At 62.2% G+C, this 23,941-nt stretch carries 23 protein-coding genes; 19 read left to right on the top strand and 4 right to left on the bottom strand.

What is annotated here, in order from left to right; genetic code table 11:
- Positions 1–23: 23 nt before the first annotated feature.
- Entirely contained in the window at positions 24–971 is a 948-nt protein-coding gene (locus EKO19_RS01975) for a LysR family transcriptional regulator (RefSeq protein WP_129774728.1), read from the bottom strand.
- A gap of 257 nt (positions 972–1,228) precedes the next feature.
- Here EKO19_RS01975 and EKO19_RS01970 point away from each other — a divergent pair, with 257 nt between their 5' ends.
- From EKO19_RS01970 to EKO19_RS01895, 18 genes are all read left to right on the top strand, one after another.
- Positions 1,229–2,698: a form I ribulose bisphosphate carboxylase large subunit gene (locus tag EKO19_RS01970; RefSeq protein ID WP_175596927.1), complete on the top strand. Its 1,470-nt coding sequence runs from the start codon at positions 1,229–1,231 to the stop codon at positions 2,696–2,698.
- Positions 2,699–2,718: 20 nt separating this feature from the next.
- Entirely contained in the window at positions 2,719–3,135 is a 417-nt protein-coding gene (locus EKO19_RS01965; RefSeq protein WP_129774726.1) for a ribulose bisphosphate carboxylase small subunit, read from the top strand.
- Between the two features lie 110 nt (positions 3,136–3,245).
- Positions 3,246–4,169 carry a CbbX protein gene (gene cbbX / locus EKO19_RS01960; protein ID WP_129774725.1) on the top strand — a complete coding sequence of 308 codons (924 nt, stop codon included), beginning with the start codon at positions 3,246–3,248 and terminating at the stop codon, positions 4,167–4,169.
- Positions 4,166–5,239, top strand: a complete 1,074-nt coding sequence (locus EKO19_RS01955) for a class 1 fructose-bisphosphatase (RefSeq protein WP_129774724.1) — start codon at positions 4,166–4,168, stop codon at positions 5,237–5,239. The genes cbbX and EKO19_RS01955 overlap by 4 nt, the downstream gene beginning before the upstream one ends.
- Before the next feature lie 9 nt (positions 5,240–5,248).
- A complete protein-coding gene (locus EKO19_RS01950) occupies positions 5,249–6,172 on the top strand; it encodes a phosphoribulokinase (RefSeq protein WP_129774723.1) in 924 nt (307 codons plus the stop codon).
- A gap of 12 nt (positions 6,173–6,184) precedes the next feature.
- On the top strand, positions 6,185–6,898 hold the full coding sequence (gene gph / locus EKO19_RS01945; RefSeq protein ID WP_129774722.1) for a phosphoglycolate phosphatase: 714 nt from the start codon (positions 6,185–6,187) through the stop codon (positions 6,896–6,898).
- Positions 6,895–8,925: a transketolase gene (gene tkt / locus EKO19_RS01940; protein WP_129774721.1), complete on the top strand. Its 2,031-nt coding sequence runs from the start codon at positions 6,895–6,897 to the stop codon at positions 8,923–8,925. The genes gph and tkt overlap by 4 nt, the downstream gene beginning before the upstream one ends.
- A 19-nt stretch (positions 8,926–8,944) precedes the next feature.
- Positions 8,945–10,003, top strand: coding sequence for a class II fructose-bisphosphate aldolase (fba, locus tag EKO19_RS01935; protein WP_129774720.1), 1,059 nt, complete (start codon positions 8,945–8,947; stop codon positions 10,001–10,003).
- Between the two features lie 96 nt (positions 10,004–10,099).
- Positions 10,100–11,377 carry an HlyD family secretion protein gene (locus EKO19_RS01930; RefSeq protein ID WP_129774719.1) on the top strand — a complete coding sequence of 426 codons (1,278 nt, stop codon included), beginning with the start codon at positions 10,100–10,102 and terminating at the stop codon, positions 11,375–11,377.
- A gap of 11 nt (positions 11,378–11,388) precedes the next feature.
- Positions 11,389–13,560 carry a peptidase domain-containing ABC transporter gene (locus tag EKO19_RS01925; RefSeq protein ID WP_129774718.1) on the top strand — a complete coding sequence of 724 codons (2,172 nt, stop codon included), beginning with the start codon at positions 11,389–11,391 and terminating at the stop codon, positions 13,558–13,560.
- Positions 13,561–13,568: 8 nt separating this feature from the next.
- A complete protein-coding gene (locus tag EKO19_RS01920; protein WP_129774717.1) occupies positions 13,569–13,730 on the top strand; it encodes a bacteriocin in 162 nt (53 codons plus the stop codon).
- Between the two features lie 86 nt (positions 13,731–13,816).
- Positions 13,817–13,975, top strand: a complete 159-nt coding sequence (locus tag EKO19_RS38120) for a hypothetical protein (protein WP_157995075.1) — start codon at positions 13,817–13,819, stop codon at positions 13,973–13,975.
- Positions 13,976–14,044: 69 nt separating this feature from the next.
- Positions 14,045–15,052: an MvdC/MvdD family ATP grasp protein gene (locus EKO19_RS38115; protein WP_157995074.1), complete on the top strand. Its 1,008-nt coding sequence runs from the start codon at positions 14,045–14,047 to the stop codon at positions 15,050–15,052.
- Positions 15,045–16,106 (top strand): TIGR04500 family putative peptide maturation system protein, encoded by a 1,062-nt coding sequence (locus EKO19_RS01915; RefSeq protein ID WP_157995073.1) that lies wholly within the window; start codon positions 15,045–15,047, stop codon positions 16,104–16,106. Before EKO19_RS38115 ends, EKO19_RS01915 begins: the two co-directional genes overlap by 8 nt.
- Complete coding sequence (locus tag EKO19_RS01910; RefSeq protein WP_157995072.1) at positions 16,084–16,470, top strand: sigma-70 family RNA polymerase sigma factor; 387 nt, start codon at positions 16,084–16,086, stop codon at positions 16,468–16,470. Before EKO19_RS01915 ends, EKO19_RS01910 begins: the two co-directional genes overlap by 23 nt.
- A 245-nt stretch (positions 16,471–16,715) precedes the next feature.
- Entirely contained in the window at positions 16,716–18,212 is a 1,497-nt protein-coding gene (locus tag EKO19_RS01905) for an FAD-binding oxidoreductase (RefSeq protein ID WP_157995071.1), read from the top strand.
- Positions 18,213–18,468: 256 nt separating this feature from the next.
- Positions 18,469–18,834, top strand: a complete 366-nt coding sequence (locus tag EKO19_RS01900; protein ID WP_129774714.1) for a response regulator — start codon at positions 18,469–18,471, stop codon at positions 18,832–18,834.
- A 96-nt stretch (positions 18,835–18,930) separates the two neighbouring features.
- Positions 18,931–19,998 (top strand): ornithine cyclodeaminase, encoded by a 1,068-nt coding sequence (locus tag EKO19_RS01895; RefSeq protein WP_129775955.1) that lies wholly within the window; start codon positions 18,931–18,933, stop codon positions 19,996–19,998.
- Here EKO19_RS01895 and EKO19_RS01890 read toward each other — a convergent pair.
- On the bottom strand, positions 19,995–20,420 hold the full coding sequence (locus tag EKO19_RS01890; protein ID WP_129775954.1) for an Lrp/AsnC family transcriptional regulator: 426 nt from the start codon (positions 20,418–20,420) through the stop codon (positions 19,995–19,997). The two genes, EKO19_RS01895 and EKO19_RS01890, sit on opposite strands and share 4 nt — an antisense overlap.
- 188 nt (positions 20,421–20,608) lie before the next feature.
- Between EKO19_RS01890 and EKO19_RS01885 the strand changes: the two genes are divergently transcribed.
- Positions 20,609–21,919: an NTP/NDP exchange transporter gene (locus tag EKO19_RS01885; RefSeq protein WP_129774713.1), complete on the top strand. Its 1,311-nt coding sequence runs from the start codon at positions 20,609–20,611 to the stop codon at positions 21,917–21,919.
- Here EKO19_RS01885 and EKO19_RS01880 read toward each other — a convergent pair.
- Both EKO19_RS01880 and EKO19_RS01875 read right to left on the bottom strand, forming a co-directional pair.
- The gene (locus tag EKO19_RS01880) at positions 21,912–23,123 is read right to left on the bottom strand and encodes a ferritin-like domain-containing protein (RefSeq protein WP_129774712.1); all 1,212 of its coding nucleotides are present in this window, start codon (positions 23,121–23,123) and stop codon (positions 21,912–21,914) included. The two genes, EKO19_RS01885 and EKO19_RS01880, sit on opposite strands and share 8 nt — an antisense overlap.
- Positions 23,080–23,940: a phosphate/phosphite/phosphonate ABC transporter substrate-binding protein gene (locus tag EKO19_RS01875; RefSeq protein ID WP_129774711.1), complete on the bottom strand. Its 861-nt coding sequence runs from the start codon at positions 23,938–23,940 to the stop codon at positions 23,080–23,082. Before EKO19_RS01875 ends, EKO19_RS01880 begins: the two co-directional genes overlap by 44 nt.
- Position 23,941 lies beyond the last annotated feature (1 nt).

Raw genomic sequence — 23,941 nt, 5'->3', positions numbered from 1 at the left:
TTATCGAAGCTGCAAACCCGGTCTCAGCCGCCGGCAGCACGCAGAATGGAACGACTCTCCTCGGCCGTCTTGTGAATGATCGCCGCGCCTTTTTCGAGCAAAAAGCTGCGGAACGCCACCGCGATCGGCGACAGGCGCTTGTCCCGCATATGAATCACGAACCAGTCGCGAATCAGCGGCAGACCGGTCACGTTCAACATCACCAGCTTGCCGGCCGCCAGCTCCAGGCCCACGGTATGGATGGAGATGAAGCCGATGCCCATGCCGGCCATGACGGCTTGCTTGATGGTTTCGTTGCTGCTGACTTCCATCAGCGCGCGGATCGGCACGCCGCGTTTGTTGAAAACATGTTCCATCGAGGCTCGGGTTCCGGAGCCTTCCTCGCGGATGATGAAGTTCTCACTGCCCAACCGCTCCAGGGGAACGCGACGTTTGCCGGCGAGCGGATGGGTGGGCGAGGCGATGACGACCAGCGGATGTTTCGCGAACGGCTCGGCGATGGTGATGAGCTCACGGGGCGGTCGTCCCATGATCACCAGGTCGGTCTCATTGGCGGCGAGCTGCTGGATGATTTCCTCCCGATTGCCCACCGAGAAACGAATGGTGACTTCCGGATAGGCGGGCGCGAATGCCGAGAGCAGCGACGGCGCGAAATATTTTGCCGTGCTCACCGCGCCCAGCTTCAACACGCCGCGTTTCAAACCGCGCATCGCCGAGAGCGATTCACCCGCTTCACGCAACAGCTCGGTGACTTGCGAGGCATAACGCAATAGCTCATCGCCGGCCGCGGTGAGATGAATCTGGCGGCCAACGTGCTCGAGCAAGGGCAATCCGACCTCGATCTCGAGCAGTTTGATCTGCTGAGAAATCGCCGGCTGCGTGAGGTGCAGCTCGCGCGCCGCTTTGGTGAAGGAGCGGTAACGCGCTACGGCCGCAAACACCCGCATCTGTCTCAAGGTGATGTTCCGCATGGCGACTCCATACGATGCATGAAACGTGGCCCGTGCCACCCCAGGCACAGGGATGTGCCCGCTGCCGCAGGCGGCGAGCGCAGGGGGAAAAGTCGCGCCTTTTCCCCTTTGCGCCAAAGCGCGAGTGGCAGGATGCCCGAGTCGCTCTTGATAAGAGAATCTTATCCAGAGGTCAACTATTTCCAATTGGACCTAATGAGCCTGGGCCGCCACATTGTGCCCCACACGTCTGGCGGCACTAACGAGGCACGATGGCCATGAAACGAATCGGTAATCGCACTGCGTCGGATCCGGCGGCCGAGCGCTACCGGGCAGGAGTGTTGAAATACGCGCAAATGGGTTATTGGGACAGTGGCTATCGGCCCAAGGACACCGATGTGCTGGCGATGTTTCGTATCACACCGCAGGAGGGGGTGGATGCGAACGAAGCGGCGGCGGCCGTTGCCGGTGAGTCGTCAACAGCAACGTGGACCGTGGTGTGGACCGATCGATTGACTGCTTGCGATCGTTATCGCGCCAAGGCCTACAAGGTCGAGCCGGTGCCCGGTGCGCCGGGGCAGTACTTCGCTTATATCGCTTACGATCTGGACTTATTCGAGCCCGGCTCGGTCGCGAATCTGACCGCGTCCATCATCGGCAACGTGTTCGGCTTCAAGCCGCTCAAGGCACTGCGGCTGGAGGACATGCGTTTTCCGGTCGCGTACGTGAAGACGTTCGCCGGGCCGGCCACCGGCATCATCGTCGAGCGCGAGCGTCTCGATAAGTTCGGTCGGCCGCTGCTCGGCGCGACAGTGAAGCCCAAGCTCGGCCTGTCCGGCAAGAACTATGGGCGCGTGGTGTACGAGGCGCTGCAGGGCGGGCTCGATTTCACCAAGGACGATGAAAACATCAACTCGCAGCCGTTCATGCACTGGCGCGATCGTTTTCTGAATTGCATGGAAGCGGTGAATCGCGCTCAGGCCGTGAGCGGAGAAGTGAAGGGTCATTATCTCAACGTCACTGCCGCGACCATGGAGGACATGTACGAGCGCGCCGCGTTCGCCAGAGATTTGGGATCGGTGATCGTGATGATCGATCTGGTCATTGGTTACACCGCCATTCAATCCATGGCGCGATGGGCTCGCAAGAACGACATGATCCTGCATCTGCATCGCGCGGGTCACGGCACGTACACGCGGCAGAAGAATCACGGCGTTTCTTTCCGCGTTATCGCCAAGTGGATGCGGCTCGCGGGTGTCGATCATCTGCACGCCGGCACCATCGTCGGCAAGCTCGAAGGCGATCCAAATACGGTGCAGGGCTTCTACAACGTGCTGCGAGAGCCGCACAACCCGGTGGATCTACAGCGCGGCATCTTCTTCGAGCAGGACTGGGCGGGGCTGGGCGGCATCATGCCAGTCGCGTCCGGCGGCATTCACGCGGGGCAGATGCATCAGCTGCTGACCTATCTCGGTGACGACACCGTGCTGCAGTTCGGTGGCGGAACCATCGGTCATCCGATGGGCATCTCGGCTGGTGCCACGGCGAATCGAGTAGCGCTCGAAGCGATGGTGCTGGCCCGGAACGAAGGGCGGGACATCTGGCGCGAAGGGCCAGCGATTCTTTCCGAAGCCGCCAGGCACTGCACACCGCTGCGAGCGGCGCTCGATACCTGGGGCGAGGTCACGTTCGACTATGCGAGCACCGATACACCAGATTTTGTCCCGACGCCGACCGCGGCCGCTTGATCTTATTCGAGGCCACAGCCATGCGACTTACTCAAGGCACCTTCTCCTTTCTTCCCGATCTCACGGACGCGCAGATCAGCTCGCAGATCGAGTACTGCCTGCAACGTGGCTGGGCCGTGTCGGTCGAGCACACCGAGGATCCGCACCCTCGTAACACGTACTGGGAGATGTACGGCAATCCGATGTTCGATCTGAAGGACGCGGCTGGAATCATGCGGGAAGTGGATGAGTGCCGCCGCACGTTTCCGAACCGATACATCAAGGTGAATGCGTTCGACTCGACGCGCGGCATCGAGTCGCTGCGACTCTCGTTCATCGTCGCGCGGCCACAGGAAGAACCTGGCTTCGAGTTGTTACGTGAAGAAGGGCCGGGTCGTGAGGTGAGGTATTCGATGCGGTCGTACGCGACAAGGCGGCCGGAAGGGCATCGGTACTGACGTAGCCGCGGGTTTGGACGAACGGCTCCGCCGGTTCGAGGCCGACACGATCTCATTTTTTATAGCCCCTCTGCCTTCAGGGAGAGGGGTTGGGGTGAGGGTCCTTCCTAATGAATTCTGTGCTCAAACACACAGACGCCTTCAATCTCGAAGCCGCCTTCCGCGACTCGCACGTCGCCGACGTGCTCGAGCAGCTGGAGAGCGAGCTGGTCGGGCTCGCTCCCGTGAAGACCCGCATTCGGGACATCTGCGCACTCTTGCTGGTCGACACCCTGCGCAAACAAGCCGGCCTGAGTACTGAAGCACTCTCGCTTCACATGAGCTTCACCGGCAACCCCGGCACCGGCAAGACCACCGTCGCCCTGCGCATGGCCGAGATCCTGCATCGACTCGGCTACGTGCGCAAAGGTCACATGGTCGCCGTGACTCGCGACGACCTGGTCGGACAATACATCGGCCACACCGCGCCCAAGACTCGCGAAGTGCTGAAGCGCGCCATGGGCGGCGTGCTGTTCATCGACGAGGCTTACTATTTATATCGGCCGGAGAACGAGCGCGACTACGGCCAGGAAGCCATCGAAATCCTGTTACAGGAAATGGAAAACCATCGCGACGATCTGGTCGTGATTCTGGCCGGCTACGAAGACCGCATGGATCGCTTCTTCCGTAGCAACCCCGGGATGTCGTCGCGCATCGCGCATCACATCGCATTCCCGGACTACACGGCGGCGGAGCTGCTCGCCATCGCCGACCTGATGCTCGATCAGATGCAGTACTCGCTCAGCGCCGAGGCCCGGACCGCGCTGGAGGAATACATCGAGCGCCGACAGACGATGCCGCATTTCGCGAATGCCCGATCCATTCGCAATGCGCTGGACCGCGCACGGTTGCGACAAGCCAGCCGCTTGTTCAACAGGCGTGACGCGTCGCTCGCGAGGAACGATCTCATGACGATCGAAGCGGCGGACATACGAGCCAGCCGCGTGTTCGCCGAGACCCCACCCCCAGGACGACAGGGAGAATTGCAACCATGACGACGCCCGCGCCCAGAACGCTGACCCGATTCCTGATCGAGGAACAACGCCGTCACGCGAATGCGACCGGCAACTTCACCGCGCTGGTAAATGACGTGCGCCTGGCGTGCAAGCGGATCGCGACGCTCATCGGCAAGGGCGCGCTGTCGGGCGCCTATGGCGATGCCGGCGTCGTCAACGTCCAGGGCGAGGTTCAAAAAAAGCTGGATGTGCTGACCAACGACATCTTCATTCGTACCAATGAGTGGGGCGGTCAACTGGCCGGCATGGTGTCCGAAGAGATGGAGAAGCCTTATTCGATTCCCGCGGAGTATCCCACTGGCCAATATTTGTTGCTGTTCGACCCACTCGATGGCTCCTCGAACGTGGATGTGAATGTCGCCGTCGGCAGTATTTTTTCTGTGCTGCGCTGTCCTGACGGTGTCACGGACCCGTCCGAGGAGCATTTTTTACAGCCGGGCACCGAGCAGGTGTGCGCGGGATACGCGATCTATGGGCCGTCCACCATGCTCGTGCTGAGCACGGGACGCGGCGTGCACGGGTTCACGCTGGATCGTGAGATCGGCGAGTTCATGTTGACCCATCCGGATCTGCGCATTCCGGAAACCACCTCGGAGTTTGCGATCAATGCATCCAATTCACGTTACTGGGAGTCGCCGATCACGCGCTATGTGCGCGAATGTCAGGAAGGGGCGGCGGGCCCCCGCGGTCGCGATTTCAACATGCGCTGGGTCGCCGCCGTGGTGGCTGAAGCTCATCGCATTCTCATGCGTGGCGGCGTCTATATGTATCCCCGCGATCGGCGGGATCTGACCAAGCCTGGCCGTCTGCGACTGCTGTACGAAGCCAACCCGCTCGGCTTTCTGATCGAACAGGCGGGCGGGCGCGCCAGCACGGGCCGCGAACCGGTGCTGACCGTCAAACCCGACAGCCTGCATCAGCGCATCGGCTTCATCTTCGGAGCACGCGCGGAAGTGGAGCGCATCGAGCGCTATCACGCCGAGTGCAACGACTTTGAATTCAAGGCGCCGTTGTTCGGTACCCGCAGCGTGCTCAGAACTCCAGCATAGGTCACGGTCATGTCAGCCACCCATCCCATCATCGCATGTACGGGTTCCTCTGGCGCCGGCACGACGTCGGTCATGCGGACCTTCGAGCAGATCTTCCGGCGCGAATCGATCACGGCCGCGTTCGTGGAAGGCGACAGCTTTCATCGCTATGACCGCGCGGGCATGAAGCAGCAGATGGCGGATGCGCTCACTCGCGGCGATCAGTACTTCAGTCATTTCGGGCCGGATGCGAACTTGTTCGCCGAGCTGGACGGACTGTTCAGAAGCTACGGCGAAAACGGTCGAGGACAGCGGCGCAGGTATCTGCACGACGATCAGGAGGCTGCGCCGTACGGACAGAAGCCGGGCACATTCACTGCATGGGAGGAGTTGCCCGATACGACCGACCTGCTGTTCTACGAGGGCTTGCACGGCGCGGCAGCTCATGAAGGCATTCAGATCTGGAAGCATGTCGATCTGCTGATCGGGGTCGTGCCGGTCATCAATCTCGAATGGATTCAGAAGTTACACCGCGACCGATCCACACGCGGCTATTCCACGGAGGCGGTGGCCGACACGATTCTGCGACGAATGCATGATTACGTTCATTACATCTGCCCGCAGTTCTCCCGCACACACATCAACTTTCAGCGCGTGCCGGTCGTCGACACGTCCGATCCGTTCATCGCGCGGTTCATTCCGACACCGGAAGAATCGATGCTGGTGATTCGATTCGCGAACCCGCAGGGCATCGACTTTCCGTACCTGCTGGCGATGCTGCACGACTCGTTCATGTCCCGCTCGAACACCATCGTCTGTCCCGGCGGCAAGATGGACCTGGCGCTGCAGTTGATTTTCACGCCGATGATTCTGCGGCTGATCGAGCGTCGCAAGGAGTCGCTGGCACGCCGGTCGCAACGGACCAAGCACGCACTGCTGGAGCCCACTCTCTGACTCGAGGTCCCCATGCCGAAGCTCATCGATTGCGTCGCCGCCGTGTCGTTCGATCTCGACGGCACGATCATCGACACCGCGCCGGATCTGGGCGCGGCGGCCAACATGATGCTGGTCATGCTGGGTGGCCGGCCACTGCCGGACGAGCGCATTCCTGGCTTGATCGGCGCGGGGATCGATGAGTTCGTCAAAAAGGTACTGACGCAGGCCGGTGTGACGCCGGATGCGCCGATACTGGAGATGGCCTCGACGTTGTTCCGGAATCTGTACGGGCAACGGGTGTTTCAGCGCAGCCGTATCTATCCCAACGTGGTGATGACATTGCACACGCTGCGCGCGGCCGGTCTCACGCTGTGCTGTGTGACCAACAAGGAACGCAAGTTCGCGCAGCCGTTGCTGGAGCTGGCGGGACTGAGCGGCTTCTTCACCGCCTTGCTCTGTCCCGATCGTCCGGAGGATCGAAAGCCGAGCCCGTCGCTGCTGTATTCGGCCTGTTCGCAGGCTGAAATCGAGCCCATCGACATGTTGTTGGTCGGCGATTCGCGCGCCGATATTCAAGCGGCGCATGCGGCGGGATGTCGCGTCGTTGCGGTGGACTATGGTTATCACCGCGATCAGCCGCTGGAGGAGCTGCGGCCGGATGCCATCGTCAGCGACGTGAGCGAGATCATGGAGCTGAGCGTGCGTCCCCGCAGCGGAACTCGTGCACTGAGGGCCATACCATGAGCGCCGAAGTCGACCCACAGAGATCGAGGCCGCGCCCACTAGGGCCGCGTCACGAAGGAATCAACGTGCTTCGTGCGCTGGCGATGGATGCCGTGCAGAAAGCAAACTCCGGTCACCCCGGCATGCCGATGGGCATGGCCGAGATCGCCGAAGTGTTGTGGCAACGTCATCTGCGTCACAACCCCGCGAATCCGGAGTGGTTCAATCGCGACCGCTTCGTGCTGTCGAATGGGCACGGCTCCATGCTGTTGTACTCGCTGCTGCATCTGACGGGTTACGACCTGCCGCTGCAACAGCTGCAGCGATTCCGTCAGCTGCATTCGAGAACGCCGGGACATCCCGAGTACGGCATCACGCCCGGTGTGGAGACGACGACCGGGCCGTTGGGGCAGGGCATCGCGAATGGCGTGGGCATGGCAATCGCGGAGAAGGTGCTCGCCGCGCAGTTCAATCGGCCGGGCTGCGAGATCATCGATCATCACACCTATGTGTTCCTCGGCGACGGCTGCTTGATGGAAGGCATCTCGCACGAGGCTTGTTCGCTCGCGGGCACGCTGGGGCTCGGCAAGCTCATCGTGTTCTATGACGACAATGGCATCTCCATCGATGGCCATGTTGCGGGTTGGTTCACCGACGACACGCCCCGGCGCTTTGCAAGTTACGGCTGGCATGTCGTGCCGAACGTGGAGGGTCACGACAGCGACGCCATCGACAACGCGATTCGCGCCGCGAAGTCGGTGACAGACAAGCCGTCGCTGCTCTGTTGCAAGACCGTCATCGCCAAGGGCTCGCCGAACAAGGCCGGCACGCACGATGCGCATGGCTCGCCGCTGGGGGATCAGGAGATTGCCGCCACCCGTGAGGCGTTGGGCTGGCAATACGGTCCTTTTGAGATCCCGGCCCATATATATGAGTTGTGGGATGCCCGGCAGGCAGGGGCGATTTACGAGAGCGCCTGGCGCGAGAAGCTGGCGGCGTACGCAGCCACACACACGCAATCGAGTCGTGAGCTCGAGCGTCGCATGCGAGGTGAGCTTCCGGACGACTTTGCGGAGAACGCTCGTCGGTTGATGGCGCGAACGCATGCGAAGGCCGCGACCGTGGCGACACGCAAGGCGTCGCAGGAAGCCATCGAAGGCATGGCGCCGTCGTTGCCGGAGTTGATCGGCGGCTCGGCCGATCTTGCCGGATCGAATCTGACGTTGTGGTCGGGGTCGCGCGCAATTACCAGCAAAAGCGGCGGCAACTATCTCTACTACGGTGTGCGTGAGTTCGGCATGGCCGCGATCATGAACGGCCTGGCGTTGCACGGCGGATTCATTCCCTACGGCGGAACGTTCCTGACGTTCTCGGATTACTGTCGCAACGCTCTGCGCATGGCGGCGTTGATGCGGATCCGTTCGATCTTTGTCTTCACGCACGACTCGATTGGTCTGGGTGAGGATGGCCCGACCCATCAACCGGTCGAGCACGTCGCGACGTTGCGGTTGATTCCGAACATGGAGGTCTGGCGGCCTTGCGACACTTTGGAGACCGTGGTCGCGTGGACCGCGGCGATCGAGCGCGAGGAGGGTCCGACGAGTCTGGTGCTCAGTCGGCAGAACGTGTCTTTCCAGAATCGCGACCCGGCTGCGATTGGGAACATTCGTCGGGGCGGCTATGTGCTCGTTGAACCGGATGTTGAGCCGCGCGCGGTGATCATCGCGACGGGTTCCGAGGTCGGGCTGGCCGTCGAGGCACGGAAGCGGCTGGCGGACGAAGGAATTCCGGTTCGCGTCGTCTCGATGCCTTCGACCACAGTGTTCGATCGTCAGGACGCCGACTATCGCGCTCTGGTACTGCCGATGGAGTTGCCCGCCGTCGCTGTCGAAGCGGGCGTGACGGATATCTGGCGCAAGTACGTTGGACGCCGCGGCGGGGTGATCGGCCTCGATCGCTTCGGCGAATCGGCGCCGGCGTCCGATCTGATGAAGTATTTCGAGTTCGTGCCCGAACGAGTCGTCGACGCCGTCAAATCGGTGATTTGATATCCAGCGGGGGATTGTCATGAGCCTCGTGTCATTGCGACAACTGCTCGATCACGCCGCCGAGCACGGTTACGGCATGCCGGCGTTCAACGTCAATAACATGGAACAGGTGCAGGCGATCATGCAGGCCGCGGACGAGACCGATAGTCCTGCGATCCTGCAAGTCTCCGCCGGGGCGCGCAAGTACGCGGGTGAGGCGTTCCTGCGTCATGTGGTGCTCGCCGCCGTGGAGACGTGGCCGCACATTCCCATCGTTCTGCATCAGGATCACGGCGCCAGTCCCGCCGTGTGTATCGGATCCATCCGCTCGGGGTTCACCAGCGTGATGATGGATGGCTCGCTGCGAGAGGACATGAAGACCCCTGCACCGTACGAGTACAACGTACGGGTCACGGCCAAGGTCGTCGAGATGTCGCATGCCGTCGGTGTGTCGGTGGAGGGCGAGCTCGGTTGCCTGGGCTCGCTCGAGTCCGGCATGGCGGGTGAGGAGGATGGCGTTGGCGCGGAGGGTGTTTTGAGTCGCGATCAGTTGCTCACCGATCCGGCGCAGTGCGCGGACTTCGTCGAGCAGACCGGCGTCGACGCATTGGCCATCGCGATTGGCACGTCGCATGGCGCGTACAAGTTCTCGCGCAGGCCGACCGGCGACATTCTAGCGATCTCGCGCATCCGGGAGATTCACGAACGCATTCCGAACACGCACCTGGTGATGCATGGCTCATCGTCGGTGCCTCAGGAGTGGCTGGCCATCATTCGTGAGCATGGTGGCGAGTTCAAGGAAACGTATGGGGTGCCGGTCGAGCAGATCCAGGAAGGCATCCGCAATGGGGTGCGCAAGGTGAACATCGACACCGACATTCGAATTGCGATGACCGGCGCGATGCGTCGCCTGATGAACCAGGATCGGGGTGAGTTCGATCCTCGCAAGTTCCTGAGTCAGGCCACGGCGGCAGCGCGAGAAATCTGCCGGGCGCGCTTCGAAGCGTTTGGCTCGGCGGGTCAGGCCGGCAAGATCGAGCCAATCTCGATGGAGAAGATGGCGCAGCGCTATCGCCAGCCGGTGCGGAAGATCGCGTGACGGCGACTCACGTCCAATGGCCGTGACCGACGTCTCATCCTTAAGGACAATCAATAACCTGAGCCAGTCCGACGGCGCATTCCGCTTCAACCCGGTATGCAAGCCGTCAACACATCGCCAAGCCGTCCCCGCCCGGCGTTGTTCCGTCAGGAAGCGATCGATGCGCGCCGGCTGTCCCTGGTCGGCGAGTCGCTGGAGGCGCACCCGGTTTCGTATCCGCGTCTGACCGCGGTCTGCGTCGGTATCGTCCTCGCGCTGCTGATGTTTGCCTGCTTCGGCGAGCTGGCCCGCAAGGCACAGGTGCCGGGTTATCTCGCGCCGAGCGCCGGCCTCATCAAAGTGTATGCGCCGCAAGCGGGCACGCTCATGGAGCGGCGTGTTGCCGAGGGTCAGAAAGTTCATCGGGGCGATGAGCTGTTCGTGGTCTCCCCCGAAGGGGCATCGACGCAGATTGCCGCAACCCAGGCGACCGCCATCGCGCAGCTCGAGCAGCGCTTGAAGAATCTCGAAGCGGAGCGTGCCGATCAGCAGAAGCTCGCGACGGTGCAGGCCAATTCGCTGCGCGAATCGGTGGCGAGCCAGGAACGCGAGTTGCAGGAACTGGACGATTCGCTTGCGCTCCAGAGACAGCGCGCCGCCAGCGCCGAGCGGATCGCGCGTCGTCACGCCGAGTTGCTGGACCAGCGCTTCGTATCGCAGATCGACGCGGACCAGAAGAACGCCGACATGCTCGAACAGCAGTCCCGGCTGGTGGAACTGCGCCGTGCCCGCACTCAGCTCGAGCGCGAGATCAAACAACATCGCCAGGAGCTCGCGACCACCGAGATCAGTGCACGTCAGCGCCTGTCGGAGATCGAGCGTGAAACCCTGGCGCTGGCTCAGGAGCGCGCCGAATATCAATCGCGCCGATCGATCGTGATCACCGCGCCGGCGGATGGCACCGTCACCGCGATCTCGGGCGAGATCGGCCAGACCGTCACTGATCGCGCCTCGCTGCTCGCCATCCTGCCGAAGGATGCGGAGTTGCAGGCGAAGTTGCTGGTGCCGAGCAGTTCCATCGGCTTCATCGACATCGGCGACCAGGTGTGGATGCGCTACCAGGCGTTCCCGTACCAGCGTTTCGGCAGCTTCGATGGTCGAGTCGTGGAAATTGCGCGCACCTTGATGTCGCCCGAGGACCTGGACGTGCCGGTGAACACGAATCAGCCGTTCTATCGGGTGACGGTGCGCCTGACCTCGCAACAGGTCGAGACCGGCGCGATGAACTTCCCGCTGCAGGCCGGCATGCAGCTCGATGCCGACCTCTCGCTGGAGCGCCGCCGCCTCATCGAGTGGGCGATCGAGCCGCTGCAATCCGTGACCAAGCGGATGTGAGTCGCCCAGCCATGCAACTCAACTTCTCCGGAAAACGACGCACGCCGGTCGTGCTGCAGACAGAAGCCGCCGAATGCGGGCTGGCGTGTCTGGCGATGGTGGCCGCGTATCACGGTCACGATATCGATCTGGCGTCGCTGCGTCGTCGCCACGCACTCTCCATGCAGGGCGCGACTCTCGCTCACATCATGCAGGTGGCGACTCAGCTGCAACTCGGCTCGCGGCCACTGAAGGTGGAGCTGGAAGCGTTACCGCGAGTGACCGCGCCGGCGATCCTGCATTGGAACCTGAATCATTTCGTCGTGCTCGCGGGCATGCGGGGCAGCCGCGCGATCATCCACGATCCGGCGAGCGGCGAAAGACTGCTGACGCTCGCTGAGATGTCGCCACACTACACGGGTGTCTGTCTGGAGCTGTCGCGGCTCGAAGAGTTCCAGCCGCAACAGGATCGTCAGAAGGTTTCGGTGCTTCAACTGCTCGGTCGTTTGCGCGGCATGAAGGGCACGCTCGGTCAGATCTTCAGCATGGCGCTGGCGCTCGAAGTGCTCACCATCCTGGCGCCGTTCTTCACGCAGCTGGTGGTGGATAACGCCGTGGTGTCGGCCGACCGCAATCTCATCGCCGTGCTCGGCATCGGCTTTCTGATGGTTGCGCTGGTGCATGTCGGCGTTACAGCCGCGCGCTCCTGGGTGCTGACGGTGCTGGAAATGCGCCTGAGCGCGCAGATGATCACGAACCTGTTCGCGCATCTGTTGCGGCTGCCGATGTCGTTCTTCGAGAAGCGTCACCTCGGCGATCTGTCGTCCCGCTTCGAGTCCCTCAATGCCATTCAGCGCACGCTCACCTCGAGCTTCGTCGAGGCGCTGGTCGACGGCTTGATGGCGATCATCACGCTCATCGTGATGTTTGCCTACAGCGGCACGCTCACCGCCATCGTGTGCGTTGCCGCTGTGCTTTACGCCCTGTTGCGCGCGGCGCTGTATCGCCCGCTGTTCCATGCTCAGCAGGAGCAGATCACCCACGCCGCCAATCAGCAGAGCAGCTTCCTGGAGACCATTCGCGGCATCCAGAGCGTGAAGCTGTTCAATCGCCAGGCGCACCGGCGCACCATTCACGAGAATCTGCTGGTTCGTAACTTCAATGCCGAAATCCGCACCGAGCGGCTGGATATTCTGTATCGGGCGTTGAACGGCGCACTGTTCGGCGTCGAGAACATCGCGGTGATCTGGATTGCCGCGCTGCTGGTGCTCGATGCTCAGTTCACCGTCGGCATGCTGTTCGCGTTCGTCTCGTTCAAGACCACGTTCGTGACCCGCATCGGTGCATTCACCGACAAGTTCGTCGAGCTGCGGATGTTGGGACTACACGCCGAGCGCGTGGCCGACATCGCCCTCGCGGAGCCGGAGCCGGTTGCCGCCACTGAGATCGCGTCGACGCTGCCCGCGGATATCGAGTTCCGTAATGTCACGTTCCGCTACTCGAGCTTCACTCCGCCGGTGCTCCACAACCTGAGTTTCAGGATTGCCGCTGGCGAATCGGTTGCCATCGTCGGTCCGTCGGGCTGCGGCAAGTCGACGCTGCTGAAGTTGATCCTCGGTCTGGTCGCTCCGAGCGAAGGTGAAATTCTGATCGGCGGGGTGAACATCGCGCAGCTGGCGCCGGCGCATCTCGATCTGATCGGTGCGGTGATGCAGGAGGACAAGCTGTTCGCGGGTTCCATCGCCGACAATATTTGTTTCTTCGACGCCAATTCCGATCAGGCCCGCATCGAGGACTGCGCGCGGCTCGCCGTGATTCACGACGATATCCTGTCGATGCCCATGGGCTACAACACGCTCATCGGCGACATGGGCGACGCGCTCTCCGGCGGCCAGAAGCAGCGGGTGCTGCTGGCTCGTGCGCTGTACAAACAACCGAAAATCCTGGCGCTCGATGAGGCCACCAGCCATCTCGACGTCGACTGCGAGCGCGGCGTGAACGAAGCCGTGCAGTCGCTGGCACTGACCCGAATCATCATTGCGCATCGTCCGGAAACCATCGCCATGGCGGGCCGGATCATCGCACTACCGAATGTCCCGGACTCGCGCGCAAGGGCCCTGCCGCGCGTCCGGACACGCCTCCCTTCCGAGGGGGAGGGCCTCGCGCAGCAGGCCCGTTGCAATTCAATTCACTCAATCAGGTAATCAGGACTATGAATAACGAAGTTCGTATCGAGATCAAGGATCTGGACCAGGCCGTGGGCACCGAGCTGAGCAGCGAAGAGCTGCAGGCCGTGACCGGCGGCGTGCGCATGGAAGTGACCTGGACCTGCGGCTCGCAGGGCAAGGCCGACGAGTGGGACATCAAGAACTGATCGATCGATGATCGGGGCGCGCGCCACCGCTGCGACGGCGGCGCGCGCTCTTGGACCACTGACGAGTCATTCAGGGAAGCAAGACGATGAATAACCAAGTGCGTATCGAGATCGAGGATCTGGAGCAGCCCGTGGGCACGGACCTGAGCAGCGAGGAGCTGCAGGCCGTGACTGGCGGTCAGCGCATGATCCCCACCTGGGTTTCCGGCCCGAACGCCAAGCCCGACGAGTGGGCTTACCCCTGATCGATAGATGATCGGGCGCGCTCCGTCGTTGCAGCGGAGCGCGCTTTTCCGAGCGCTGACGAGTAACCCATGATTCTCATCGTATCCACTGCCGACGATCCGACCGCTCAGGCTGTCGAAAGACGCCTGCGCAGCCGCGGCGTCAATGTTCTGATATTCGATTCGGGCCGCTTTCCTTCGGAAGCGCGCATCACTGTGTCGTATCGGGACGGTATGCCGCGTTATGCGCTGCGAGTCGACGGTCAGGTGGTGCGTTTCGAAGAGCTCACCTCCATCTGGTTCCGGCGGCCCAGTCTTTCGGTCGCGCATCCGTCGATCACGGATGAGGAAGTGCGAGCGGTCGTCGAGCGGGATTGCGGTGAGTTTTTGAGCGCGCTATGGGAGAGCATGGACTGTCTGATGCTGCCCGGCAGCCCGACAGTCATGCGGACCGCGCAACGCAAGCCGACCCACATGGCGCGTGCCAAAGCATTGGGCTTCGACATCGCACCCACCATATTCACCAACGACCCCCGCGAGTTCCTCGATCTGTATCGGGAACAGGAGGGGCGTCTGATTCATAAGATCACCGCGAATCTGTCTCTTAGAGAGCGCAGGGGTACCCAGTTTTCGCGGCTGACCTGCGGCGTCACGCGTCGTGACGTCATGCATGCCGAATCGGTGAGCCTGTCGCCCATCGTCTTTCAGGCGTACGTGCCAAAACGTCTCGAGCTGCGCGTGACCGTCGTCGGCGATCGCGTATTCGCCGCGGAGATTCATTCGCAGAAGACGAATCGTACCCACTTCGACTGGCGACGTTACGATCTCGGCTCCACGCCGCATCACCCGCACCAGTTACCGCGCGACGTCGCGGACCGCTGCGTGCAGCTGGTCGCTCAGTTCGGTCTCACCTACGGCACGATCGATTTGATCCTGACACCGGACGATCGCTATGTATTCCTCGAGCTCAATTCAGCCGGCGAGTACGCCTGGATCGAACAGATCGCGGGACTGCCGATCAGCGACGCCATCGCCGACCTTCTCATGTCCCCCATGCGCGCGCATCAGTTGCCCGTCGCGGAGCTTGCTCATGCTTGAGACTCATCACTCGGTAGTGACGGATGTTCTGTCGTGCCTCGAAGGGATTTCCAGGGAAGGCATCGCGCCGTCGCATGCTCACGGTCGCGTGGACGCCTTGCGCTCGCGTCATCCCACTGCATCCATCGAGCTGATCTGGGACGAGCAGCCATTCGACGGCTCGCGTCACTACGACGCGTTGATCCGGCCGCCAGGGTTCGAAGGCACCGTCTCGCTTAGCGTCTGTCACGACGACGCGTTGCCTTGGGCGCTGCGTGGTTTGCAGCCGTGGCGCGACTCCGAACTGCTACGTGTGAACGGCACCGTGATGCCCGTGGAAAACGCGATCCGGCATCTCGATTTGCTCTGGCAGCGCAAGCCGCTGATGCAGCGGTTGATCGACAGTTGTTTGATCGAGGCCGAGCTGGAGCGTCGCCAGATCGAAGTCGGCCAGGCCGAGGTGCAAGCGTCGGTGAACGATATTCGCCGGCGTCGTGGGCTGCTGACCGCCGCTGATACGCATGCCTGGCTTGTGGAAAGTGGGATGAGCATGCAAGGCCTGACGGATCTGGCCGGGCGACTGGCGCGGGCCGCCAAGCTGCGGGAGCTGATCGTCGGCGAGGACGTCGAACGTCATCTCGAGTTGCATCGGAATACGTTCGATGCAATCAACACCCGCGTGTTGCAGACATCAGATCCACGAGTCGCCCGGCAGGTTGCGGATGTTGTGCGCAATGGCTCGCAGTCGTTCCTGCATGCGGCGGAAGACGCGGTGTTCGCGGACGGCAGCGGTCGCACTCAATTTTTCTATCGTAAAGAAGTGCGTCATCGTCTGGCAGCTCGAATCAACGATGATTCCACGTCACTGCGCGTCGGGGACTTGCTCGGCCCGATCGAGGTGGGCGATGCGCGCCTGGTGATCAATATCGTTTCCGTCGAGCCGGCGGACCGCAATCCTCAATTGCGAAGCGCCGTCGTGACGCATCTGTTCGATGCATGGTTGCGGGAGCAGCGACGGAAAGCTCGCATCGAGTGGTTCTGGGGGCCGAACCATGCGACGCAGGCTGCGAGATAGGCGCGAGCGCGACTCGCAACCGCCCGACGAACCGGTAAAGTCTGCCGGTGTCGACTGGCAGGAGCGAGCGCAGTTCTTTTCGCTCGCGGCGACCGCCATGCGTCGCTTTCGCGCGGCGCGCGCCAGGGAAAGGCGGGCCTACCGGCGTGACGACGCGGATACCATGGACGCGCTCGACGAGCTGCTATCCCGCCTCGAATCGTTGGATCCTCGCCAGGCGCGAATCGTAGCCATGCGTTGCTTCGACGGCCTCACCGTCGAGCAGACCGCGCAGGTACTGGGCATTTCCGATGAAACAGTGGAACGCGAGTGGACGCACGCTCGTGCGTGGCTGCGACTCGAGATGTCGCAGCGGTCTTCCTGACTCTCTTGCCAGTCGTCCATTCGAGAGTCGGGCACTGATTCTGCGCGTTGTACGTGACCGGAAAAGCCACAGTTTCTGGGAAAGCGATCTGCGCATCCAGGCCGACGACAAGCTCATCGTCATCGGCGCCCACCCTGACGAAAGACAGTAGTAACAGCGCGGGTTGCATTCGCGAGCGCAGGCGCATCTACTCGGGGCCAAGACCATAAGAACAAATGTGCCGCGCACCAACGCTGGGGGCTTCTATGCAACGCCGCGAGTTCGTGAGATCAACGCTATTGGCTGCCGCCGTGCTGCCGACCTTGAGGTTCGTGCCGGCGCTGGCCCGCTCCGGACCGACTCCCGATATTCCCGCAGTCACTGTCGATGGCAGCGCCATCACGCTGCGCAGTGCCGAGGTTCGTGAGCTCGCCGAAGCGCTGCAAGGCCAGTTGCTCCTGCGGGGCGACGCAGGTTACGACGAGGCGCGTCTGTTGTTGAATCCTTCCTTCGACAAACATCCCGCACTCGTCGTACAGCCGACCGACGTTGCCGATATCCAGAAAGCGGTGAGCTTCGCACGCGAACGCACCCTGTTGCTGGCGGTGAAATGCGGCGGTCACAGTCATTCGGGACAGTCGAGTTGCGAGCGCGGAATGCAGATCGATCTCAAGGACTTTCGCGGCGCGACGGTGGATGCAGCCGGGCGCCGAGTGTCGGTGAAGGGAGGAAGCCTGCTCGGATTGGTCGATCGTGAGTCGATGGCGCAGGGATTGGTTACGCCACTGGGCACCGTGTCTCACACCGGCGTGGGCGGGTTGACGCTCGGCGGTGGTTTCGGACGGATCGCGCGCCGCTATGGCATGGCCATCGACAATCTGAGCTCGTTGGACGTGGTGACGGCGGATGGGAAGTTGCGCCACGCGAGTTTGCAAGAGAACCCGGATCTGTTCTGGGGGCTGCGCGGTGGCAGCGGCAACTTCGGCGTCGTCACCAACTTCGAATTCAATTTGCATCCGATGCAGCGGCAGGTCGTCGGAGGGCGGCTGTCGTTTCCGATTGAAAAGGCACGCGATCTGCTCACGATGTACGCGGACTACGCGCCGAAGGCCCCGGACGATTTGTACTTCGATCCCGTCATCGTGCTGCCGCCGGGTGGCGGGCCGGGCGCGGCGCAATTGGATGTTTGCTACAGCGGCCCGGCGAAGGACGCGGACCGTGCGCTGGCGCCGCTGCGAAAGATCGGTACACCGACCAGCGACACGCTCAAGTCGATGGACTACGTCGAACTGCAACGATCCGGCGATTGGGCCGATGCGCGCATGCTGGGCACCTACATCAAAGGCGGATTCATCTCGACGGTGCCGGGAGAATTGATCTCGGCATTGGTCGATGGACTCAAAGGCGACCCGCGCCGGACGACGGCGGTGTTCTTCCAGCATTGCGGCGGCGCCTGCGGTCGCGTGCCCGAGGACGCAACGGCCTTCGCAAACCGGTATGCGATTGCCAACATGATGACCATGAGCGGTTGGCGTCATGGCGACGATCCAACCGATCACATCGCCGCGACCAAACAGTATTGGTCGACGCTCGAGAAGTTCACTCGCGGGTTCTACATCAATGACATGCCACGAGAGGCGACCGCGAGCGACATCAACGCCAACTATCGCGGCAACTACAAGAAGCTGGTGGCGTTGAAGACCAAATACGATCCGACGAATCTGTTCCGCCTGAACGCCAATGTGCTGCCGGCCCATGCGTGAGGCGGATACGGAACAACCACGGCGCACCGGAGTTTTATCGCGACGAGTTGGCGTCGAGGGTTGGTTGCATCCCGCAAATACCGACGCAGGGTACGGAGTGCCTCGGGTGCAACCAGTGGCATCGCCAATTCGTGTTCATGAATGAGTGGGACACCGATGAGCGATTATGAATATCAATGTACTCGTAGCGGAACCCTGCGGCGCTGACTGGGCCGTGATCGCGAAGGGCATCAGACGACATCTCCCAGAGGCGTCGGTGCTCCGTGTAAAAGATGGCGAGCAAGCGGTGCGCTTCCTGTTTCATCGCGGCTTGTTGACCGTCGATCCGCCCGTGCCGGATCTGGTGTTGCTGGCGGAAGAGCTGCCACTGATTCCTGCCGCCGGCGTCATCGCCCGAATGCGCATCGATCCACGCACCCGTTTCACGCCCGTGATCGTGCTCCGTCAGGATCCGGAGCAAGAGTCGCTGGATCCGTATTGGGATGGCGAAATCCGCTCGGCGATGACCACGATCTGTGTCAGCGAGGCATTGGAGACCCGGGTCGCGGCGGCGGTGAACGATCTGTGGCATCGCTACCCGCCGCTGCCGGAACGTCAAAAAGTGCTGTCGTTTCGTCAATAAACCCGGCCCGACCGGGCAGCCTGCCTGCTTCTGGATGACGCGCGGCCTTCCTACCATAACCACTTGCATAACAAGCATTTGGGCGAGGGCAGCAGCATGGTCGACTACGTCGGCATCGCGGACATTCAGCACCTGGTGAACCAGATCGGACCGGGTGAATTCATGGAGCGGCTGGCCGCTCAGATCGAGTCGGACTATCGGCGCTGGGGTCAGTTCGAGAAGTCGGCGCGGCTCGCCAGTCATTCGGATGTCGGCGTCATCGAGTTGATGCCGATCAGCGACGGCGATCTGTACTCATTCAAATATGTGAACGGTCATCCCAAGAACACCAGCCTCGGCCTGCTGACCGTCACCGCGTTCGGCGTGCTGGCGGAAGTTTCCACGGGCTATCCGGTGTTGCTGTCCGAGCTCACGATAACCACCGCGCTTCGCACCGCCGCCATGTCGGCGCTGGCGGCGAAGTGGATGGCACGGCCCAACAGCAGGAAGATGGCGTTGATCGGCAACGGCGCTCAGAGCGAGTTTCAGGCCATCGCGTTCCAGCGCATGCTGGGTATCACCGAACTGCGCATGTACGACGTCGATCCGCAAGCGACCGCGAAGCTCGCGCAAAATCTGCGTGGCATGCCGGAGTTCCGAGGCGTTTCGTTGGTTCATGCGACTTCCAGCGCGGAAGCGGCGTTGGGCGCCGACATCATCACGACCGTCACCGCCGACAAGCGCAACGCTGTGATCGTGACGCCGTCCATGGTCGCCCCTGGAATGCATTTGAACGCCGTCGGCGGCGACTGCCCCGGCAAGACCGAGCTGCACGCGGACATTCTGCGGCGGCCCGATGCTCGCGTCATCGTGGAGTACGAACCTCAGTCGCGCATCGAAGGCGAGATTCAACAGATGCCGGCGGAATTCTCCGTCACCGAGTTTGCCGATGTCGTCAATGGCGTACGGCCGGGGCGCGGCGCCGACGGTGAAATCACGGTGTTCGATTCGGTGGGCTTCGCGCTCGAGGACTACTCGGCACTGAAGTTCCTCAACGAGCTGACCCGCGAGCGTCCGGAGTTCTGTCGTCAGATCGATCTGGTGCCGGATCTGGACGATCCGAAAGATCTGTTCGGCGGCACGCTCGGCGCCGGCAAGCGCGGCCGGATGCGACGGGCGGCCTAAGTCAGCCTGAATGTTTGCAGGTGGATGCTGGTCTCGGTGTTACCGACGCCTTTGATCTTCCGGATGCGCTCCAGCACCTCGGACAGCTCGGCGATCGAAGCGGCGTGCACCTCGGCCAGCAGATCCCATCGACCGTTGGTATCGTGAAGCGAGCTCACCGAGGGCTCGCCCAATAGACGTTGCACCACGTCGCGGGTCTTGTCTCCGTCCACTGCGATACTGATCCAGGCCCTGATGCCCGTCGGCTGCGAGTGGGCACGGACCTGCACCGAATAGCCGGCGATCACACCATTGGCTTCCAGCCGGGCCAGCCGGTTCGAGATGGTGCCCCGGGAAACGCCCAGCTTTCTCGCCAGCGTCGCAGTCGGGGTACGGGCATTCACACGCAACAGCCCCAGCAGTTGCTGGTCGAGCGCATCCAGCGCTGCATTCTTATCGTTGGTCGGCTTGGGGTCGCTCTGCATGACGCGGCATAGATTAGCCGATTACAGTCAATCCCGGCAGGACCTTAGGGGGTGGCCCCCCAGGCGCGCCACATGGGGGCTCCCGGTGGATTCGTGGGGTCTTACTTGGTTGCCCGTCCGCGTAAAGCGCGTAACTGCGAGTGACAATGCAAGTAGTAAACGACAGCCCGACCTCCGGAGTGGCCCGGTTCTTCAAATCGGCCTCGGTCATCGAAGCGTATGAGATGCGGGCCGTCGTGCTCAGCATGACGTTTTTCTTTCTGTTGTTCGGCAGCTATTCCGTCATCAAGCCGGTGCGCGACGCCATGGGCACGGTGTACGGCATGGACAACATCCAGCAGCTGTTCACCGGCACGTTCATCGTGAGCTTCCTGGTCGCGCCGCTGTACTCGTGGATGGCGTCGCGCGTGAAGCTGTCGACGTTCCTGCCCTGGATCTACGGCGTGGTCGCGCTATCGATCGTCGGCTTCTATGCCGCCTTCGAATTTGGCGCTGAAGAAGACCGCTGGGTGGCGGCCGCGTTCTACATCTGGGTGAGCACCTTCAACATGCTCATCATTTCCGTATTCTGGACGTTCATGGCCGATCTGTTCTCGCGCACCCAGGCGAAACGGCTGTTCGGTTTCGTCGCCGCCGGCGGCACCATCGGCGGCATCGTCGGGCCGGCGACCGCGACTTTGCTGGTGAAGTCGCTAGGTAACGAGAATTTAATGTTGATCTCGGCCGCGGGTTTCGCCCTGACCGCGATGCTGGTGCACATGCTCTCGGTGGAGAAGAGTCGCATGATCGCCGCCGGGGTCGAGGCGCAGCGGACCACGCTCGATCACAAGCTCGCCGGCAATCCGCTGGACGGCTTCAAGCTGTTGATGAAATCGCGTTACCTGTTGCTGCTCGCCGCGTTCCTGTTGCTGATGACCTGGATTTCCACGGTCGTCTATATCCAGCTCGGCGACCTGATCACCAAATCGTTCGAAAGCCGCGAGGCGCGCACCCAGGCGTATGCGACCATCGATCTGATCGTGAACAGCACCGCCGTCTTCATTCAGCTGTTCGGCACCGGGCGTATCATTTCGCGCTTCGGCGTGACGACGGGGCTGCTGGTCAATCCGATCATCATGGTGATCGCGTTCTTCGCGGCGATTCTGTCGCCGGTGCTGCTCGTGCTGGCCAGCATTCAGATCACCCGGCGCGTCGCCGAATACGCCGTAGCCAAGCCCACGCGTGAAATGCTGTTCACGGTCGTCGATCAGGAAAGCAAATACAAAGCGAAGAACGTCATCGACACGGTGGTGTACCGCTTCGGCGACGTGAGCTCGGCGTGGGTCAGCTCGTTCATCCTGCCGTTCGGCGTGACGGGGCTGGCGATCTTCGGTGCCGTGGTGTGTCTGATCTGGTTCCCGATCGCGTACACCTTGGGCAAGCGCTACGAGAGCGTCAGCGGCTCGACGCTCACATGAAATTGCGGGTGTGCAGGTCCGCGAGGCGTTGGGCCTGATCGGCCGGAAATCCCAGATGTAACAACCGGGATTTGCGGCCCGCGGCCATGTCGAGTTTGAGTCGTTGAACGGCTGCGTATCCGCGTGCGATTGCGGCTGGCGTGAGGGAGCCGGCGGCGATCAGAATCAAGGCGTCGAAGACTTCTTCATTCAAGCCCGACGTAGGCGCCAGCGCTTCGTGGCGCTGTTCGATGGCGTTCTGCAGCCGGGCCAGATAGTCGGGTTCGACCGAGAGTCGATACTTCAAATGCGCCATGCCGAAGGCGACGTGACGCGCTTCGTCGCGCGCGGCGAGCCGGCAGATCTGACGCGTCACTGGGTCGGGCCCGTACTCATGGAGGAAGCTGAGCAGGTTCACGAACGTGCCTTCGCCGAGCACCGACAGCAGAAAGGTCGCGGAGGAAAAGTCGGGCGCCTGTAACAACGTGCGCAGTGAGGCCTGACCGCCGGCTGTCGACAGCATCGGCTGCCGTCCGCGCATGCCGAGACGGCGCGTGAAGACTTCAACGTGTCGTGCTTCGTCGGCACATTGGAGCGCGAGCACCTGCTGTACTTCGCGATAGTGCGGATGGAGCTGACCGAGATGCCGCGCAGGCACGATGAGCGCCGCATTCTCGTTCTCGACCAGGAATGTCATGACTTGAACGACGGCGGCTTCGATCTCGGGATCGATTTCGAACGGCGTATCCCAATCGATGGCGGTTTGCGGATCCCATTGAGCCGCGACGCCTTGGGCGTAGATCTCATCGGCCGTCGTGGCCCACAGTTCGTCGCGATTGCTCAGGGTGAAGTTGAATGCCGGACTGCCGGCTTCAACCGTGGCGCCGCGTGCCGCCAGCCCCCACTCGGGCTTGGCCGATGGCGCGGGCAATTGGCTCTGACCTGCAGTCAGCGCGTCGCGCCAGCGGCCTTCCGCCCACGGGCCGCGTGTGACGATCGCCTCACAAACTCCATCGGATAGCGCCGATGTCTGGATCGCATGGCCTTGCTGACGACACCACGCGGTCAGATGCAATTCCCAATTCGGCGCGCGACCGCGAGCGAGCAGATTGCCACCAACCGGCACTTGCGCCAAAGCGCGGCGGACGAGGAGCAGGGCGCCTTCGTCCAGGCCGAGCGCTTCAGTATCGATACTCGGCGTTGCGGATGCTGCCGTCGGGTCCATAGAAGTTGTCTTCGTCGACTGCGCGCTCGAGCGCGGCGTAGCCGCTGGTTCGTCCCGGCAGCCATTGTTTCAAACCTTCCAGTTCGAGCAGCGGGCGCACCTTTGGATCGTCCCAACGCATCGACAGCAGCAGATCGACGAACTGTGAGATCGCGTAGGCCGGGGCGTCGGGGCTGGTGGTGAAGTTGCAATGATCGTAAGGCCTGGTCTGTGAGATCACGCGCGTGCTGCCGGCGGGCAGGGTGCCGTCGAGCCCGAAGGCGAGGAGGTTGCCGTCGATCATGCAGGCCGCGTCGATCTCACCTCGCAACAATGCGAGGGCGGCGTCGCGTTCGCCGCCGATGTGGTCGCCGTGCTTGCCGCCCAGCGCGTCGAAACGACGGACTTGGAAATCGCGACCATCGACGACCTCGGCCGAGCGCAAGTGATGTAAAGGAATCAACGTGGCTTGCGGCGAATCGATCGCGCCGACACCGAGCGTCCGGTCCTGCAGGTCGGCGATGCTCTGCACGGGACTGTCGGCTCTCGTGACGATCACTGAGCGAAGGTCGCGGTCGGTATCGCGCATCGCCACTGCTTGCACGGACTGTCCGAGACTGCGGGCGATACGATCCGCACGTACCCACGCAAGCGGTGAGTTCCAGGCCAGATGAATCGAGCCATTGAACTGCGCTTCGACCTGCGCTTCATAGTTCGAATACAACACATAATCGAACTGCAAGCCGCGTTTCTGGAACCAGGTCTTGAAGCCTTCCCAGATGGTGACGACTTTGGGGGCGTACGCCACCGCGCCCATGATGAGATCGGGTTGATTCATA

This window comes from Peristeroidobacter soli, from assembly GCF_004138485.1.
GTDB classification, from domain to species: domain Bacteria; phylum Pseudomonadota; class Gammaproteobacteria; order Steroidobacterales; family Steroidobacteraceae; genus Steroidobacter; species Steroidobacter soli.
Note: the sequence above shows the minus strand (reverse complement) of the source record. Positions and strands in the feature narration are given on the sequence as shown.

Coding starts and splice junctions, on each gene's coding strand:
- EKO19_RS01885 (WP_129774713.1), top strand. CDS start 20,609: ATGCAAGTAGTAAACGACAGCCCGACCTCCGGAGTGGCCCGGTTCTTC.
- EKO19_RS01915 (WP_157995073.1), top strand. CDS start 15,045: ATGCTTGAGACTCATCACTCGGTAGTGACGGATGTTCTGTCGTGCCTC.
- EKO19_RS01905 (WP_157995071.1), top strand. CDS start 16,716: ATGCAACGCCGCGAGTTCGTGAGATCAACGCTATTGGCTGCCGCCGTG.
- tkt (WP_129774721.1), top strand. CDS start 6,895: ATGAGCGCCGAAGTCGACCCACAGAGATCGAGGCCGCGCCCACTAGGG.
- EKO19_RS38120 (WP_157995075.1), top strand. CDS start 13,817: ATGAATAACCAAGTGCGTATCGAGATCGAGGATCTGGAGCAGCCCGTG.
- EKO19_RS01965 (WP_129774726.1), top strand. CDS start 2,719: ATGCGACTTACTCAAGGCACCTTCTCCTTTCTTCCCGATCTCACGGAC.
- EKO19_RS01875 (WP_129774711.1), bottom strand. CDS start 23,940: ATGAATCAACCCGATCTCATCATGGGCGCGGTGGCGTACGCCCCCAAA.
- EKO19_RS01880 (WP_129774712.1), bottom strand. CDS start 23,123: ATGGACCCGACGGCAGCATCCGCAACGCCGAGTATCGATACTGAAGCG.
- EKO19_RS01910 (WP_157995072.1), top strand. CDS start 16,084: ATGCGACGCAGGCTGCGAGATAGGCGCGAGCGCGACTCGCAACCGCCC.
- EKO19_RS01970 (WP_175596927.1), top strand. CDS start 1,229: ATGAAACGAATCGGTAATCGCACTGCGTCGGATCCGGCGGCCGAGCGC.
- EKO19_RS01925 (WP_129774718.1), top strand. CDS start 11,389: ATGCAACTCAACTTCTCCGGAAAACGACGCACGCCGGTCGTGCTGCAG.
- cbbX (WP_129774725.1), top strand. CDS start 3,246: ATGAATTCTGTGCTCAAACACACAGACGCCTTCAATCTCGAAGCCGCC.
- EKO19_RS01955 (WP_129774724.1), top strand. CDS start 4,166: ATGACGACGCCCGCGCCCAGAACGCTGACCCGATTCCTGATCGAGGAA.
- EKO19_RS01895 (WP_129775955.1), top strand. CDS start 18,931: ATGGTCGACTACGTCGGCATCGCGGACATTCAGCACCTGGTGAACCAG.
- EKO19_RS01930 (WP_129774719.1), top strand. CDS start 10,100: ATGCAAGCCGTCAACACATCGCCAAGCCGTCCCCGCCCGGCGTTGTTC.
- EKO19_RS01975 (WP_129774728.1), bottom strand. CDS start 971: ATGCGGAACATCACCTTGAGACAGATGCGGGTGTTTGCGGCCGTAGCG.
- EKO19_RS01920 (WP_129774717.1), top strand. CDS start 13,569: ATGAATAACGAAGTTCGTATCGAGATCAAGGATCTGGACCAGGCCGTG.
- fba (WP_129774720.1), top strand. CDS start 8,945: ATGAGCCTCGTGTCATTGCGACAACTGCTCGATCACGCCGCCGAGCAC.
- EKO19_RS01950 (WP_129774723.1), top strand. CDS start 5,249: ATGTCAGCCACCCATCCCATCATCGCATGTACGGGTTCCTCTGGCGCC.
- EKO19_RS38115 (WP_157995074.1), top strand. CDS start 14,045: ATGATTCTCATCGTATCCACTGCCGACGATCCGACCGCTCAGGCTGTC.
- gph (WP_129774722.1), top strand. CDS start 6,185: ATGCCGAAGCTCATCGATTGCGTCGCCGCCGTGTCGTTCGATCTCGAC.